At 68.7% G+C, this 15,215-nt stretch carries 16 protein-coding genes; 7 read left to right on the top strand and 9 right to left on the bottom strand.

Annotation, left to right across the window (positions count from 1 at the left end):
* Positions 1-22: 22 nt before the first annotated feature.
* From U5K29_00095 to U5K29_00080, 4 genes are all read left to right on the top strand, one after another.
* Entirely contained in the window at positions 23-1,366 is a 1,344-nt protein-coding gene (locus U5K29_00095; protein ID MDZ7676938.1) for an ABC transporter substrate-binding protein, read from the top strand.
* An 85-nt stretch (positions 1,367-1,451) separates the two neighbouring features.
* Complete coding sequence (locus tag U5K29_00090) at positions 1,452-2,618, top strand: sugar ABC transporter permease (GenBank protein ID MDZ7676937.1); 1,167 nt, start codon at positions 1,452-1,454, stop codon at positions 2,616-2,618.
* Positions 2,615-3,580, top strand: a complete 966-nt coding sequence (locus tag U5K29_00085) for a carbohydrate ABC transporter permease (GenBank protein MDZ7676936.1) — start codon at positions 2,615-2,617, stop codon at positions 3,578-3,580. Before U5K29_00090 ends, U5K29_00085 begins: the two co-directional genes overlap by 4 nt.
* Positions 3,577-4,164 (top strand): hypothetical protein, encoded by a 588-nt coding sequence (locus tag U5K29_00080; GenBank protein MDZ7676935.1) that lies wholly within the window; start codon positions 3,577-3,579, stop codon positions 4,162-4,164. Before U5K29_00085 ends, U5K29_00080 begins: the two co-directional genes overlap by 4 nt.
* Before the next feature lie 6 nt (positions 4,165-4,170).
* On the opposite strand, the gene U5K29_00075 is transcribed toward U5K29_00080, so the two are convergent.
* Both U5K29_00075 and U5K29_00070 read right to left on the bottom strand, forming a co-directional pair.
* Positions 4,171-4,848, bottom strand: a complete 678-nt coding sequence (locus tag U5K29_00075) for an MMPL family transporter (protein MDZ7676934.1) — start codon at positions 4,846-4,848, stop codon at positions 4,171-4,173.
* Between the two features lie 444 nt (positions 4,849-5,292).
* Positions 5,293-7,689, bottom strand: a complete 2,397-nt coding sequence (locus tag U5K29_00070; protein ID MDZ7676933.1) for an MMPL family transporter — start codon at positions 7,687-7,689, stop codon at positions 5,293-5,295.
* 80 nt (positions 7,690-7,769) lie between these two features.
* Between U5K29_00070 and U5K29_00065 the strand changes: the two genes are divergently transcribed.
* Both U5K29_00065 and U5K29_00060 read left to right on the top strand, forming a co-directional pair.
* The gene (locus U5K29_00065; protein ID MDZ7676932.1) at positions 7,770-8,387 is read left to right on the top strand and encodes a TetR family transcriptional regulator; all 618 of its coding nucleotides are present in this window, start codon (positions 7,770-7,772) and stop codon (positions 8,385-8,387) included.
* Positions 8,388-8,400: 13 nt separating this feature from the next.
* Complete coding sequence (locus U5K29_00060) at positions 8,401-9,651, top strand: MFS transporter (protein MDZ7676931.1); 1,251 nt, start codon at positions 8,401-8,403, stop codon at positions 9,649-9,651.
* A gap of 3 nt (positions 9,652-9,654) precedes the next feature.
* On the opposite strand, the gene U5K29_00055 is transcribed toward U5K29_00060, so the two are convergent.
* The 5 genes from U5K29_00055 to U5K29_00035 form a co-directional block, all read right to left on the bottom strand.
* The gene (locus tag U5K29_00055; GenBank protein ID MDZ7676930.1) at positions 9,655-11,289 is read right to left on the bottom strand and encodes a DEAD/DEAH box helicase family protein; all 1,635 of its coding nucleotides are present in this window, start codon (positions 11,287-11,289) and stop codon (positions 9,655-9,657) included.
* Positions 11,290-11,342: 53 nt separating this feature from the next.
* The gene (locus tag U5K29_00050) at positions 11,343-11,807 is read right to left on the bottom strand and encodes a hypothetical protein (protein MDZ7676929.1); all 465 of its coding nucleotides are present in this window, start codon (positions 11,805-11,807) and stop codon (positions 11,343-11,345) included.
* 41 nt (positions 11,808-11,848) lie between these two features.
* Positions 11,849-12,382: a hypothetical protein gene (locus tag U5K29_00045; GenBank protein ID MDZ7676928.1), complete on the bottom strand. Its 534-nt coding sequence runs from the start codon at positions 12,380-12,382 to the stop codon at positions 11,849-11,851.
* 172 nt (positions 12,383-12,554) lie between these two features.
* The gene (locus tag U5K29_00040; protein ID MDZ7676927.1) at positions 12,555-13,091 is read right to left on the bottom strand and encodes a DUF6036 family nucleotidyltransferase; all 537 of its coding nucleotides are present in this window, start codon (positions 13,089-13,091) and stop codon (positions 12,555-12,557) included.
* Positions 13,072-13,389, bottom strand: a complete 318-nt coding sequence (locus tag U5K29_00035; protein MDZ7676926.1) for a hypothetical protein — start codon at positions 13,387-13,389, stop codon at positions 13,072-13,074. The genes U5K29_00040 and U5K29_00035 overlap by 20 nt, the downstream gene beginning before the upstream one ends.
* A gap of 464 nt (positions 13,390-13,853) precedes the next feature.
* Here U5K29_00035 and U5K29_00030 point away from each other — a divergent pair, with 464 nt between their 5' ends.
* Positions 13,854-14,096, top strand: coding sequence for a YgiT-type zinc finger protein (locus U5K29_00030; protein ID MDZ7676925.1), 243 nt, complete (start codon positions 13,854-13,856; stop codon positions 14,094-14,096).
* A gap of 336 nt (positions 14,097-14,432) precedes the next feature.
* Here the strand turns inward: U5K29_00030 and U5K29_00025 are convergent, their stop codons facing one another.
* Together U5K29_00025 and U5K29_00020 are read right to left on the bottom strand one after the other, a co-directional pair.
* Entirely contained in the window at positions 14,433-14,885 is a 453-nt protein-coding gene (locus U5K29_00025) for a type II toxin-antitoxin system VapC family toxin (GenBank protein ID MDZ7676924.1), read from the bottom strand.
* A complete protein-coding gene (locus tag U5K29_00020; protein ID MDZ7676923.1) occupies positions 14,882-15,133 on the bottom strand; it encodes a type II toxin-antitoxin system Phd/YefM family antitoxin in 252 nt (83 codons plus the stop codon). The genes U5K29_00025 and U5K29_00020 overlap by 4 nt, the downstream gene beginning before the upstream one ends.
* Between the last annotated feature and the right edge of the window lie 82 nt (positions 15,134-15,215).

Raw genomic sequence — 15,215 nt, 5'->3', positions numbered from 1 at the left:
ACCCACATGAAGGGGTACACACATGCGACTACGACGACTATTGGTCCCACTGTTCGTCCTCGCGTTGCTGGCAGCAGCCTGCGGCAACGACGATGACGGAGACAACGGCGGCAGCGACCAAGCGGAGAACACCGGCAACGTCAACCTCCTCGCTGCGGTCGAGCCCGAGGAGGGCGAGGCCGTCCAGGAGATCTTCGACGAGATGATCAACTCCGAGACCGACTACACCGCCGAGATCGAGTCCTCGGGCAACTTCGAGGAGCAGTTCCAGATCCGGGCCCGGGCCGGCGACCTCGACATCGCCGCCGTGCCCCAGCCGGGGGCCATCCCCGACCTGGTCGAGCGGGGCGAGATCGTCTCGCTCGAGGACATGGGCTTCGACATCGACGAGCTGAACGACACCTTCGGTGAGTCGTTCGTGGCGCTCGGCGAGTACGAGGGCCAGCACTACGGCCTACCCACCAACATCAACCTCAAGTCGATGGTGTGGTACCCCAAGGACGACTTCGATGCGGCGGGCTACGAGGTCCCCGAGACCTGGGACGAGCTGATCGCGCTCAGCGACCAGATCGTCGAGGACGGCGCGGCACCGTGGTGCATCGGCTTCGAGAGCGAGGGTGCCACCGGCTGGCCGGCCACCGACTGGATGGAAGACATCATGCTCCGCACCGCGGGGCCCGAGGCCTACGACCAGTGGGTCGAGGGCGAGCTGGCCTTCACCAGCGACGAGGTGCGCAACGCCGCCGAGGTCTTCGGCGACATCCTCTTCACCGAGGGTTACGTCCTCGGCGGGGCCGAGGCCACCGCCGACATCGCCTTCGGCGACGCACCGGCTCCCATGTTCGAGGATCCGCCGAACTGCTACCTGCACCGCCAGGCGAGCTTCATCAACGCCTTCTTCCCCGAGGACACCGAGGCCGGTGTCGACTACGACTGGTTCCCGCTGCCCCCCATCGACCAGGAGGGCATCCTCTACGCCGGTGAGCTGACCGTGGTCGGCCAGAACGCCAACCGTCCCGAGGTCGTCGACTTCCTCGAGCGGTTCATCGCCCAGGACGTGCAGTGCGCCATGGGTGGCGTCGAAGCCTCGTCGCGCATCTCACCGCACGTCGAGGTCGCTGCCGACTGCTACGGCAACGACATCCTCGCTGATGCATCCGCGGTGCTGACCGAGGCGCTGGCCGAGGACACGGGACGCTTCGACGCCTCGGACCTCATGCCCGCCCAGGTCGGCAGCGACGCCTTCTGGGTCGGCATGATCGACTACGTCCGTGGCGGACCCGACGTGCTCGACGACGTGCTCGCCAGCATCGACGCCGCCTGGCCCGAGGGTGGCGCCGACGGAGGCGACGAGGAAGACAGCTAGCAACGTTCGTCCGAGTCGAGGGGGGCGGCCCGCTGGGCCGCCCCCCTGATTCGCTTCCCCCGGGAGACCAGCGTGGGCGAATGCCGTGACTGACACCGCTCCGACCGACACCGACCAAGAACCCGACACACCGGGCGACGACGATCTCGACACCATGCTCGAGACCCGTCGCGATCCGTGGGCGATCGCGCTCCGGGTCGGCGGCACCCTCGCGGTCCCGATCGTCGCGTTCGTCGTGTTCACCTGGGCCTTCGGGTTCCTGCGCGATGACGACGCCAACCGCATGGTCATCGCCGCCGTCGCCATCGCCTTGGGAGTGGCGGGAGTGTTCGCCCTGTTCTGGGCGATGGACCGGCTCGTCAACTGGTTGCCCGAGCGCGTCGGCGAAGGACTGCGGCCCTACATCTACGTCGGCCCCGCCCTCGTCGTGCTCGGCGTCTTCTTGATCTACCCGGTCATCAACACCGCCCTGCTCAGCTTCCAGGACTCGCGCGGCCAAGCCTGGGTCGGACTCGAGAACTACGAGTTCGTGTTCACCAACTCCTCGATGTTGCGCTCCATCCGCAACACCGTGGCCTGGATCATCGTGGTCCCCGCGGTGGCGGTCACCATCGGGTTGGTGTTCGCCACCTTGGCCGACCGGCTCCGTCGAATGGAGGCCGTCGCCAAGTCGCTCATCTTCTTGCCGATGGCGGTCTCCTTCGTCGGTGCGTCTGTCACCTTCCGGCTCATCTACAGCTACCGGCCCGAAGGGTTCGGCAGCAATGTCGGGCTGCTCAACGGTGTCATGGACGTGTTCGGACAGGACCCTGTCGCCTGGTTGTCCCAGCAGCCGTGGAACAACCTGCTGTTGATGGTGATCATGATCTGGATGCAGACCGGCTTCGCCATGGTGGTGCTGTCGGCGGCGATCAAGGCCATCCCCGACGACATCCTCGAAGCCGCCCGCATCGACGGTGCCACCGAGTTCCAGCTGTTCCGCAGGATCCTGCTGCCCAGCATCCTGCCCACCATCGTCGTGGTCACCACCTACATGGTGGTCAACGCGCTGAAGGTGTTCGACATCGTGTTCGTGATGGGCAGCCCCGAAGCCAACCAGACCGAGGTCATCGCCGAGCGGATGATCCGGTGGTTCTTCCTGGCCAACCACGACGGACGTGCTGCGGCCATCGCCATGGTGCTCTTCGTCGCCGTCATCCCGGTGATGGTGTGGAACGTTCGCAAGTTCCGGGAACAGGAGCAGATGCGATGACCCTGACCACCCCTGTTCCCGCCGAGCTCCCCGAGGCCTCCCGGCCCGACCGGCTCAACACCGCGCAGGGCACCGTCGGCACCGGCGGCGGTGGTGGCTGGTTCGTGCGCATCACCATCTTGGTGACCGTCGTCATCTGGCTTATCCCCATCGCCGGGGTGCTGGTCACCTCGTTCCGACCGCCCGACCTCGCCAACACCTCCGGGTGGTGGACCGCGCTCGCCAGCCCGTTCGAGGCCGGAGCGTGGACCATCGAGAACTACCGGCAGGCACTCGACGCCGGCGGGTTCGGAAACGCCTTCCTGAACAGCGTGGCCGTGGCCGTCCCGTCGACGGTCATCCCCATCACCATCGCCGCCTTTGCGGCCTACGCCTTCTCGTGGATGAAGTTTCGCGGACGCAACATCTTGTTCGTCCTCGTGGTGGGTCTCATGGTGGTGCCGCTGCAGATGGCGCTGATCCCGATCCTCACCCTGTACGTCGAAGGCGCACAGCTCTGGGGTGTGACGGTGTTCCCCGACCTCAACCTCAACGGCAGCTTCCTCGGCGTCTGGTTGGCCCACACCGGATTCGGCCTGCCCCTCGCCACCTACCTGCTGCGCAACTACATCGGGTCCCTGCCGTCGTCGATCATCGAGTCGGCCAAGATCGACGGGGCCGACCACTTCACGATCTTCTGGCGTCTCATCATCCCCCTGTCGGTGCCGGCGCTCGCCGCCTTCACCATCTTCCAGTTCCTGTGGGTGTGGAACGACCTGCTCGTGGCCTATGTGTTTCTCGGCGGCACCAGCAGCACCCGAGTCGTCACCCTGGCGCTGGCCAACCTGTCGGGCTCGCGCGGCCAGGACTGGCACCTGCTCACCTCGGCCGCGTTCATCTCCATGGCGCTGCCCCTCGCCGTGTTCTTCTCGCTGCAGCGCTACTTCGTCCGAGGGCTCACCGCCGGCTCGGTCAAGGGGTGACGCTGCGCCAGAACCCGCGCCGGACCAAGCGTCGCGAGGCCACCATCGTGGCCGAGCCGCTGTCACCCCGGCGCAAGTGGCGAGCCATCACCATCGCCACCCTGGTGCTGGTGCCGGCGTTCTGGTCCATGCTCGCCGGGCTCATCAGCCTCGCCTCCGACGAAGCCCAGGGGGGCCCCGACCCAGCTGCTGCGTTGGCGCTGGGGTTCGCACTGATCCCGTTCGTGTTCATCGTCCTGGCGTTCCTCTCATGGAACCCCAACGCCCCCATGGCCGTGGTGAAGGCGATGGGACTGTCGCTGCTCGTCGGTGGTCTGGTGTCGGCCCTGGCCGCCGATGCGGTCACCGGTCTCGTGGCCGGCATCGGCGCCGGTGGCGTGGTCGCACTCCGCTCCGACGCCGCGCACCACTGGCAGTGGCGGGCAGCGGCGGTGGCCTTCGCCGCGGTCTACACCTTCGTCCTGGTCCGCACGGTCGGCAACCTGGTCCTCCTCCCGGCACCGGTGTTCCCGTTCACCGCGGTCGGCATCGCCGACCACCTGCGCGAGTGGCACCTCGAGCGGCAGCCGGCCGAGCGGGCCTGAGCCAGATCACACCGACTCGAGCGTCGACTCCTCGGCAGCGGAATGGGATCCGGCGGTGCCGATCGTCTCGGTGTTGCCGCCCTCACCCTCGACATCGATCGTCGGCAGGACACGTCCCAGCCACCGGGGCATCCACCAGTTGCGGTCGCCGAGCAGCTCCATGGTGGCGGGCACCAGCAGCGACCGGAAGACCACCATCAGCAGCAGGAACGACAGCAACAGCACGGCCGCGAAGAAGATCGGCAGACGTTCGCCCAGGTAGTCGGTGAAGTCCACGTTCATCGCCACCGGTCCCGCCACCGAGACGTCGAGGCCGGTCCCGGCCACGACCGGTGGCAGCACCTCGTCGCGCAACCGGTGCACCAGATCGCTGGTCTGGCTGTCCTGTGGGGCCGTCGCCGGCACGACCTGCCACAGGACCGCGGTGGGTGCCTGGGGGTCGTTCATGATCGGTCCCATGGCCAACGCCACGCCGGGATCGTCGTCGAGTGCTCCCGTGATCGCCGTCAGCGACGCCTCGTCGATCCCCTCGACCATCTCGGCGGCCAGTACCAGTCGCCCGTTGTAGCCGGGACCGAAGCCCTCGGCGACCAGATCGTAGGCGCGGCGGGTCGTGGTGCTCTCGGGATAGTTCCCCTCGTCGGCGAACCCCAGGCGCAGTCCGAAGAGGGGGACGGCGAGCACCAGGAGCAGCGCGGCGCCGGCCAGCGCCGCGGGCCAGGGACGGTGCTGGATGACCCGGCTCCAGCCCCTCGATGTCGGGGGTGTTGGCCTCGATCACCTCGCGGATCTCCTCGGCCTCCTCGAGGGTGGTGTCGGCGGGCAGCTCGATCGACGCGTAGGCCACCTGGCCGGCGAGCGGTCCTTGTCGTGAGATCTGGTTCGCTCCCTCGGGGTCGTAGGGGCTCACGACCCGGGCGTCGTCGAGCGAGTCCACCGAAGCCCAGGCGGCTCTCGACCTCGGGCAGGGAGAACTCGGTCCGGGTCTGGGTACCGGCGACGCTCAGGAGCGCGCCACCGACGATGGCGGTGAGCAGCCACAGACCGAGGACCGTGAAGCGGTGGTGGAAGCACCACCGCCCGAGTCGTGCGAACACCTGCGGCCTCCGTGGCGACCTATGGTGCGGTTCAACCTACAGGTTCGGGCACCCGGTGATCGTCAGCGTCGTCCAGCTCGACCACGTCGCCCCGGCGGGCCCTCCACTCGGCCCACAGCTTGAGACAGGAGGGCTGCACCAGCACCGCGGCGAGGAACGAGTACAAGATGGTGATGGCCACGATCGTGCCGAATTGCTGGATGGGCACGAGGGACGCGAACACCAGCACGCCGAACCCCGCAGCAGTGGTGGCGGCCGACCCGGCCATGGCACCGCCGGTGTGGGTGAGGGTCTGGCGGACCGCCTCGTCGAGGGTGTCGTAGCGGCGACGGTCCTCGAGGAACCGATGGGTCATGTGGATGCCGAAGGGGACACCGATGCCGATCCCGAGGCTGGCCACCATCGCGGTGAGCACGTTGAAGCTGTAGCCCAACAGCCACATGGTGCCCAGCACCCATGCCACCACCGCCACCGAGGGGATCATGGTGATCACCCCGATGACCGGCCGGCGCTCGGCGATGCCGTAGTAGCTGACCAGCAGGGCCAGGGCGGCGACCAGGGTGAAGGCGATCCCCCGGGCCTGGGATGCGGCGAGGGCGTTGAGGGTGTCGTCGATCACCAACAGCTCGGATGTGAGTCGGGTGTCGACGCCGGCGCCCGAGAGTGGCTCGACGGCCGCGCTCATCGACTCGGCCAGATCGCCCACGTTGTCCTGCCCAGCCTGGGTGGAGACCGAGAGCACCCCGAGGTCGTGTCCGGGATCGATCACCGTCGACATCTGGGCAGGTGCGGCGGAGAACCCGAGCTCGTACATGGCGGCGACGTCGGCATCATCGGCGACACCCTCCGTCGCGCTGAAACCGAGCTCGTCGAGCTGGGCTGCCAACTCGGCATCCGACCCGGCCAGGCCGGCCAACACGGTGAACGGCGACTGCACCTGGGCCACCCCGCCGGCGACCCGCACGTACTCCACGTCGGCGAGGTCGGCACCGACCGCGGCCACGGCGTTGAGCGCAGCCGGGTCGGCCAGGTCGCCCGCCATCACCACGAAGGTCGACTCGGCGATGTCGCCGCCGAACAGGGTCTCGATCCGGGTGAGGAGCTGACCGATCTCGGATTCTTCGGGGATGAAGTCGTCCTGGCTGAACGAGGTCCGGATCTGGGTGGCGGCCAGCCCGGCCAGGACGGTGACGACCAGCGCTGCTCCGATCACCGCCTTCGGCGCGCGGTCGGCCAGGACCGAGGTCTTCGCCATCACCCGGCCCAGGGGATCGACATCGGCAGTCGATCCGGCCCTCGCCCAGCGGGGAGTGCGACCCCGGCGAACCTGGCGGGTGTCGAGGAGGTTGCGGGCCGAGGGGATCAGCAGCCCCATCACGACGAACGCCGAGATCACACCGACGGCAGTGAAGATGCCGAAGTCGCCCATCGGCGGCAACGGCGAGATCACGTTGGTGAGGAACCCGAGCATGGTGGCCACCGTGGCCAGCGCCAGCGCGCCGCCGACCGTGCGGACCGCGGCGCTGGCGCTGCGATCAGCGGCGAGGCCGTGCCGACGTTCCTCGCGGTAGCGCGAGGTGAGGTGGATCGAGTAGTCGACCCCGAGGCCCACCAGCAGGACCGGCACGATGATCGAGACCTGGGTGAAGTACCCAACCACCCCCAGGTAGTCGGGCCCGAGCAGGACCCCGATGCCGAACATCCAGGTGATGGAGGCCAACAGGCCGACCAGGCCGAGGGCCACGTCGCTGGCGGTGCGGAACTGCAGGGCGAGGATGCCGACGATGAGGAGGATTGACAGGCCGAGCAGGCTGCTCATCTCGCCCTCGGAGCCGGATTCGAGCCGGTCGTTGAGGATGAACTGGCCGAACGCCTCGACGTCGAGCCCGTCGGGTGGGTCCATCCCTTCGACGATCTCGCCGACCCGCAGCTCGGCCTCGGCGGCATCCGCAAGCTCGAGATCCGCGTCGAGGTTGACCACCACGAGCCCTGCCCTGGCAGAGCTGGCGTCGGCGTCGTCCTGCGACAGCAGTTCCGGAGCCATCGGAGCCCCGGACTCGGCAAGTCCGGCGGTGAACGAGGCGAGCGCCCGCTCGCCCGCGGCGAGCGCCTCGGACACCTCGGGGTCGCCGGCCAGCGCGGCGACCAGCTCGTCGGCAAACGCCACGTGGTCCGGCGCAAGGACGTCGCCGTCCTCACCGGCGTCGAAGATGACCTGGGTCGAGACCCCACCGGCGGCGAACTGATCCTGCACCAGCTCGAGCGACTCGGCGAGTTCGCCTTCGGGGGCGAAGGCGGTCGGGTCGGTGTCGGTCTGTTGCTGACCGGCGAACCCGCCGAGTGCGACGGTGACGAGCGCGAGGGCGAGGAGGACGCGGCCGGGTCGACGTTGCGCGCCGGTGGCCATCAAGCGGAGGATGCGGTGCATGCTGGGGATCGTATCGGCAGCGACCGCCGCATTGACAGTCACTGACACATTTCACAGGTGGGTCGGTACACTTGGCGGCGATGACCGCCGCCGAGGTCGATCCGGCCGACTCCGACACCCGCGCTCGCCGCCGCGCTCGCCTCCGCAACGAGGCGCAGGACATCGCGCTCGAGATGTTCGCCGAGCGAGGATACGAGCACGTGACCATGGCCGAGATCGCCGAGGCCCTCGACGTCGCCGAGCGCACCCTCTTTCGGTACTTTCCGACCAAGGAGTCGTTGCTCGACCCCGCCCACGAGGAGCTGGTCGAACAGCTCGTCAGCGAGCTGGCGGGACGCCCGCCCTCCGAGTCGGCGTTCACTGCCGTCCGCGAGTCCCTTCGGGCCCTGGGCGACGAGCTCACCCACGATCAGGCTGCCATGATCGCCCGCACCGAGATCATCAACAGCCACCCTTCGCTGCAGGCCCACATGCTGCGCCGCCAGGGCGAGCTCGAGGACGCCATCGCCTCGGTGGTCGCCAACCGCTCGGGGATCAACCCCGAGACCGACATTCGCCCCACCCTGTTCGCCGCGACAGCGGTGTGCGCACTGCGGGTGGCGGTCGATCGCTGGGTCAGCGCCGACACCGACCAGGACCTGCTCAGCTACATCGAGGTGAGCCTCGACGCGCTCGCCGCCGGTCTCGGCGACCTGTAGACGCTCGCGTCCGATGACCCTCGACCACCGGTCACCGCTCACCAACCGCGCCCCTTGGCGGCAGTCGCCGTGGCTGATCCTCGGCGCGGCGGTGGTCCTGCAGGGTGTGACCGCACCCGGGCAGACGCTGGGGGTGTCGGTGTTCATCGACCCCATCGCCGCCGATCTCGACCTCTCACGATCCGCCGTCTCGGCCGCGTACCTGGTGGGCACGCTCACCGGCGCGCTCAGCATGCCCGCCGCGGGGAGGCTCATCGACCGCAAGGGAGTGCGCTTCGCCACCCTGCTCTTCGGCGGCGGCTTCGCCGTGATGCTGGTCGCCATGTCCGGCGTCGTCGGGTTCGTCACTCTGGCCATCGGCTTCGCCGGCACCCGGGCCCTGGGCCAGGGTGCGCTGACCCTCACCGCCACGACCACCGTGGCCGTGTGGTTCGACAAGGCGCGCGGCACCGCCAACGGGATCAAGACCGCGGCCGGCGGTGCGCTGATGGCCCTGGTGCCCATCGTCTCGACGTCGCTCATCGCCGCCTTCGGATGGCGGACGAGCTGGGTGGTCCTGGGGGCAGGTGTGCTGGTCGTCGTCGTGGTGGTGGGCGTCCTGGTCGTCGCCGATCCACCGTCTCGCTACGCGGCGACGGTCCCCGCACCCACCGGCGACGAGGCGACCACCGCCCACCGGGCGCACCAGCCGGACTGGGAGATGGCAGCGGTGGTCCGTCATCCCGCGTTCCTCATGATGACCGCTGCCACCGCACTGTCGGCGCTGATCAGCACCGGGTTGATGTTCCACCACGTCGACCTGCTGGCCCAGCGGGGACTCACCCCGACCGAGGCCGCAGCGACGTTTCTCCCCCTCACCGTCTCCAGCGCGGGGAGCGCGCTGCTCATCGGCCCACTCGCCGACCGCGTGCCCGCGAAGCTGTTGACCGGGGCCTGTCTGGTGCTGCTCGCGGGCGCGCCGGTCATGGTCCAGACCGTGCACCCCGGGATCACCGCCGCTGCCTACGGGTTCGTGCTCGGCTCGAGCGGTGCCTCCATCCGCACCCTCGAAGCCACCGCCCTCCCCCGTTGGTTCGGGATCGTGCGCATCGGCCAGATCCGCGGGGTGGTCATGGCCGCGGGGGTCGGTTGCAGCGCCGTCGGTCCCCTGATCGTGTCACTCGGCGCCGACTGGTTCGGCTCATACTCGGCGGTGCTCAACGTGCTGGCTGCGGTGGCGCTGGGCTTGGCCGTGGTGGCGCTGTTCGTACGACCCCCTCGGTAGCGGTCAGAGGTTGGCCAGCCACTTCTCGGCCCGCTCGACCCGTGCCTCGAGCTGCTCGGCGCTGGCTTCGGAGATTCGCAGGATCGACACCTCGCGATTGAGGCGGCCGTTGACCTCCTGGTGGCTGAGACCGGTGTAGCGAGCGAGCTGGCGGGCCATCTCGGCGTTGGCAGCACGCAGCTCCTGCTTCACCTCGGCCAGCGGACGACCACCGCCGTCGCTCCACCGCTCGTGCCCGCGAGGCGGGGGAAGCGGGAGGTCGATCGGCACCGTGGTGTCCTCGTCGTCCTCGTCGAAGTGCTCGGCGTCGGGATCGTCGTCGAACACCGATGCCGCGCCGGCGCCTTCGACCACCTCGGCGGACAGCACCTGGAACAACGACAACTGCTCCTCCTCCCCTGGCACCTCGTCGAGCGCCTCGGGCTCGTCGGCCTCCTCGGGCCGCTCGCCGTCCTCCCAACTGCGTCGCAGGCTGTGCCGGCGCTGCTCGGCGATGGTCGCCGCGTAGCGCCGAAGGCGGGGTTCGTCGGGGATGAACAGCCACGCTCGCTCACGCCGTGCCGGTCCCCCGGTGTGGCGCACGAAGCGTCCCACCACCTGCCGGAAGAACAGCTCGGTGGTGGTGGTCGTCGCGAACACCCCGAGCCGCAGGCGGGGGATGTCGACCCCCTCCGACACCATCCGCACCGCGACCAGCCACGGCAGGTCGCCGTCGGCAAAGGCGGCGATGCGTCGCGACGCGGTGGGGTCGTCGGAGGTGACGACCATGGCGGTGACCCGCTGGCGGGCCCGCAACAGCTCGGCGATGCCGCGTGCATGGTCCTGATCGGCGGCGATGACCAGACCGGCGGCGTCGGGTTGCACGGTCCGCAGCTCGAGTAGCCGTTCGTTGGCCTGGGACAACACGGTGGGCAGCCACTCGCCGTCGAGGCTGAGCGCGGTCCGCAGCCGTTGCGAGGCCCGTGTGCGGTCCAGGGCGTCGTCGAAGCTGGCCGCGTTGAGCAATCCGTCGGGCGCGGTCCACTCCATGAACCCGCCGATGGTGGGGAAGTAGACGGGCCGCACCACCCGGCGGTCGGTCAGCGCCGCCTGGTAGCCGTAGTCGAAGTCCGGCTCGGCCTCGTCCTGCACGTAGCGGACGAAGGGGATGGCGTGGGTGTCGGAGCGAAACGGGGTGCCCGACAAGGACAGTCGCTGTGGGGCGGCGTCGAAGGCGTGGCGGGTGGCGTCGCCCCATGCTCGCTCGTCGCCGGCGTGGTGAAGCTCGTCGAGCACGACGATGCAGCGTCGCGCGTGGCGGCGCAGCACGTCGGGGTTGGCGGCGACCTGCTGGTAGGTGACCGCCACGCCGTGCATGTCCGACGGGAGCTCGCCCGCAGCGGACGACCACGACGGCTCGAGGTGGATGCCGAGCTGGGCGGCGGCTCGGGCCCACTGCAGCTTCAGGTGACTGGTCGGGGCCACCACCACGACCTGGTGCTGGGGGTTGGCGTGGAGGTGGCGGACCACAGCGGCAAGGGCGAAGGTGGTCTTGCCCGCCCCCGGGGTGGCGACCGCGAGGAAGTCGGGATCGGGATGGCGTTCGAGGAGGTCGAGAGCCTCCTTCTGCCACCGGCGGAGGCGGATCGGGCGGGACATCGGCCCACCGACGCTAGCGGGGGTCGGCGGCGGTCCGGTCCGTGCAGCAGGGATCAGCGGTCGACGACGGGTAGCACCCGTAGCTCGCCGGTGAGGTCGAGACGGGCGCGGACCGACGCGACCGCGCGATCGGCCTGCTCGGCGTCGAGCGGCCGGCCGTCGGCACCGACCGCCAGCCCGGTGTCGCCCGAGTTGGCCCCCAGGAGCACGGCGAGCGACACGGTGCCGTCCTCGGCGCGGTACCCGATCGGGGCGAAGGGGGCGAAGGGCCCGTCGGGCCCGGATGGGCGGACCAGCCCGGTGTCGGGATCCTCGTCCAAGCCGGCCTCGATGCCCGAGTCCCGGAGGAAGTGGAGCTGCGCGTCCACCACCACCGGCGAGAGGACACCCGCCAACCCGTCGACCAGGTCGAGGGTCTCGTCACCGGTCTCGGTCGTGGGTGCGGGCCGACCGAGCGTCTGGGGGAACAGTTCGTCGAGCTCCGAGAGCGGGACGTCGAGTGCGAGCACACCTGCCATCTCGCCATCATGGCCGCTCACCGGAGCCGGTGCTGCATGCACTAGCGCTCGTCCTTGCTGTCGAACAACCCACCCAGCTTGCGGAGAAGCTCGGCCGCGGTCGGTGGGCGGTGGACGGCCACATGCTCAGGGACGAGCCCCTCGTCGTGTGCCGCGGAGAGCGTCTGGGTGATGCGACGCGCGCTGCGGCCGGTGGCGGCGATCGAGGTGACGCGCACCGGGCCGTGCGAGGTGACGGCCACGAGCCGGTAGGTGTTGCGCTGCTGCCCGCCGCCCGAACCCGACCCCGACATCTCCCACTCGAATGCCGATACGTCGTCCCAGGGAACGGTCTCGTCGCCGAGCTCGTGGGTGTCCGACAGGCCTTCCGCCGACACGACGAAGCCCGACCGCAGCACCGTGCGCAACGTGAACGCCGCCACGGCAAGTCCCGCGACGGGGAGGAGCCACAAGAACCACGGGACCTCACCGTCGCTCGTGACCGTCGTGACGACGGGGAACGCCACGAGACCGGCGGTGACGATCGCCCCAATCACCCCGTGGACGACCCACCGCTCCGACACCTGGCGTTGCATGACATCTCCCCTTCAGCGTCGTCCGACGGGTCCGACGGGATGGTCTTCCCCTCCGCCGACCCTATGCCCATGAGCGCCAGCTGCGCAGCACCGCCGGCCGACCGCCCCGCAGAGTAGAAGAACTGCAGAAGCGCTACCGCTCCTCCCGCGAGAGATGCGGTCGTCGGGGGGCTCACCCCGACTGCCACGAGCGCAGCATCGAGGTGATGGCATCGCGCCGGTCGGGATCGATCTCGGTGAGCCCAAGGCGCGCCACGACGGTGTCATGTTCGGCGAGGCGTTCACGCAGGGCCGCTCGGCAGAACTCCAGATCCTTCTCGCGGCCTGCGGCCAGCTTCGAAACCACCAGATCGTTCGCTTCGAGACATAGACCGCGCACGCCGTTGGTGTTGTCGTTCACATGCTCAATGAGTCGATCACGCCAACCTTCGGGCAGCACAGGCGTGTGCTCGCTGACCCCGTCACCGTGGTATCCGTGCAGTTCGTCGAAGCTCGATCCTGCGCCGAGCACTCCATCGATGAGGTCTGCCTTGTCGCCGTGCGCGTCGTCGAGAGGAAGCAGGTCGGCCTCCATCGACCGAGTCAGCAACTCGTCGTCGACCATCGGCGCCGTCGCGAGGATCGCCTGGCTTCCGACCACGATGACCGTGTCCTCGCCCAGGAGCGCTCCCGCCGCCCGGATGAGGTGTTCAAGCTGGGAGACGTTCATCCCGGCACTCTCGGAGAGATCGGATCACGTCGAGGCGCTCCTGGTCAGAGAGCAGCCCCGCGAACGGTGTGTGCTGGCGCATCTCACAGCCCCGCTGGCTCGGATCCAACAGCACGGCGACGATGTCGACCAGTGGCCGTTCGATCACCATCTTCCACTCGGTGAGCCACCGTCGCGACGCTCGTGGTGTCACTGGGTCCTCGAGTTGGTGTTGCAGACGTCGACGGGCGCGGTCCAGCGCCGCCTCTGGATCGCGCAGCACCTCAGCAGCAGTCAGCCTGCCGAGTGCGAGGCTCACCTTCTCCTCACGGGTGGGCTCACCACCACGCTGGTCCAGCCGGATGGAGTCAAAGAGCGCCGCGAGCGTCGATGCACTCGGGTCAGCCCGATCGGTCTCGATCCGCCACACCGTCGATGGGGCCACACCAGCCGCAGCAGCCAGCTCACGAATCGACATCCCCCGAAGCTCACGCACCCGACGAACCTCAGCCCCAACCGTCATAGTGTAAGCGTACACGAATACACCCGCCGAACCTAGTTCCTCCGCCACGGGCTGCACGGCCCGTGAGCGCGATCGCGACGACCTCCGACGACACCGTCGCTGTCACCTACCCGGGTGGTCCGGACCGAACGCTTGCAGTTGCCTCGTGGCGCCATCGAGTACGAGGAGATCCCTGAGGAGGCGGCGACCCGCTCCCGGTTGATCACCGTGTACGAACCATCCACCGATCGTTGGTCCGACGACTACAGGACGAGACGCTGATGAGATGTGAGACATGTGACCAAGCCGATCGAGTGGCCGTGCACCGAGCCAAGATGGTCGAACGCGATGGCCGGGTCGCGGTGGTGACCGGTGTGCCCATGGAGGAATGCCCCGCGTGTGGCGAACGCTGGATGTCGCTCGACATCGCCGAGACCCTGGATGGGATCTTGCGCCGACTCATCGCCAGCGGGGCCGAGACCGCCGCAGCGCATTGGGACGATCTCGCACCGTCCGCGGCGTGAGCCCATCCCATAGGCCAGGTCACCTCCCGATCAGTTCACCGCGCCGCACAGCACGATCGACGTTCACGCACTCTTGTGCTCGTTGGCGCCCCCGGCAGGATTCGAACCTGCGACCATCGGATGAGAAGTCCGGTAACACCCATGCCAACCCGTCACGTTCCGTACCAGACAGTGCCACTGAGCTGGGCATTCGCGAAACCGAGATGCCGTCGCGTCACGTTCCGCGTCGGTCCGTACCAGCCCGCACAGTAGAAGAAGTGTAGAAGCGCTACCGCACCTCAGCCGGACGTGGGGGGTCAGCCGACTTGGGGGCCATCGGCCTGTGCCGTCGGGTTGCTATGGATAAGCCACCGGGTCGTAGGTCCGAAAGCCGATCTGCTCCGCGACATCGCGCATGGCCTGATCGTGGGTGACGATGATCAGGTCCTCGAGTCCGGATCGCACGGCGGAGGCCAGATGGATCGCATCGAGTGAACGAAGGTGAGGGACGATGGCCTCAGCCTCGTTCAGCACCGCATGATCCAACGGGATGGTGCCGATGTAGGAGAGCAGCTTGTCCCGCTCGCTGACCGGCAGACCTTCTCGGCGCAGCACCCGGGTGATCTCGGTCCGAAGGAGACGCGATGACACGACCATCGACGTGTCGTCGCTCGTCGCGTGATCGAACCATGCTGCCGCCGACGGAGACTGCCCGAGGATGATCCGCACCCCGACCGAGCTGTCCAGGTAGTACATCCCACTCGGCGGGTCAGGCGCCTCGAAACCGGGCTCCGCCGCGGGCGAGCTCACCACTCGCCCTTCTCGTCCTCCAGCAGTTCATCGACCGAACCCGCCGTGCGGAGCTCGTGGCGCGCAATGGACGACGTGTCCGCCGGTCCCCCACGCTTCGGGGCGATGATCGTCGTCGACGACGCGACCGGGATGATCGTCCCTACCGGTCGGCTGTGCCGAGTCAGCGTGTACGGCTCACCCTGTTCCAGATCATCGATCATCGCCGTGGGGTTCTGGCGCAGTTCACCAACCGAGACCGTCTTCATGCCAGCCATGGTATCCCGAAATGTCTACAACTATCTAGTCTCCCCGACGGCTTCCCCTAGACCCTTCTCCTCGACGACATGC

This window comes from Acidimicrobiales bacterium (assembly GCA_034521975.1).
In the GTDB taxonomy this organism is placed as follows: domain Bacteria; phylum Actinomycetota; class Acidimicrobiia; order Acidimicrobiales; family SKKL01; genus SKKL01.
Note: the sequence above shows the minus strand (reverse complement) of the source record. Positions and strands in the feature narration are given on the sequence as shown.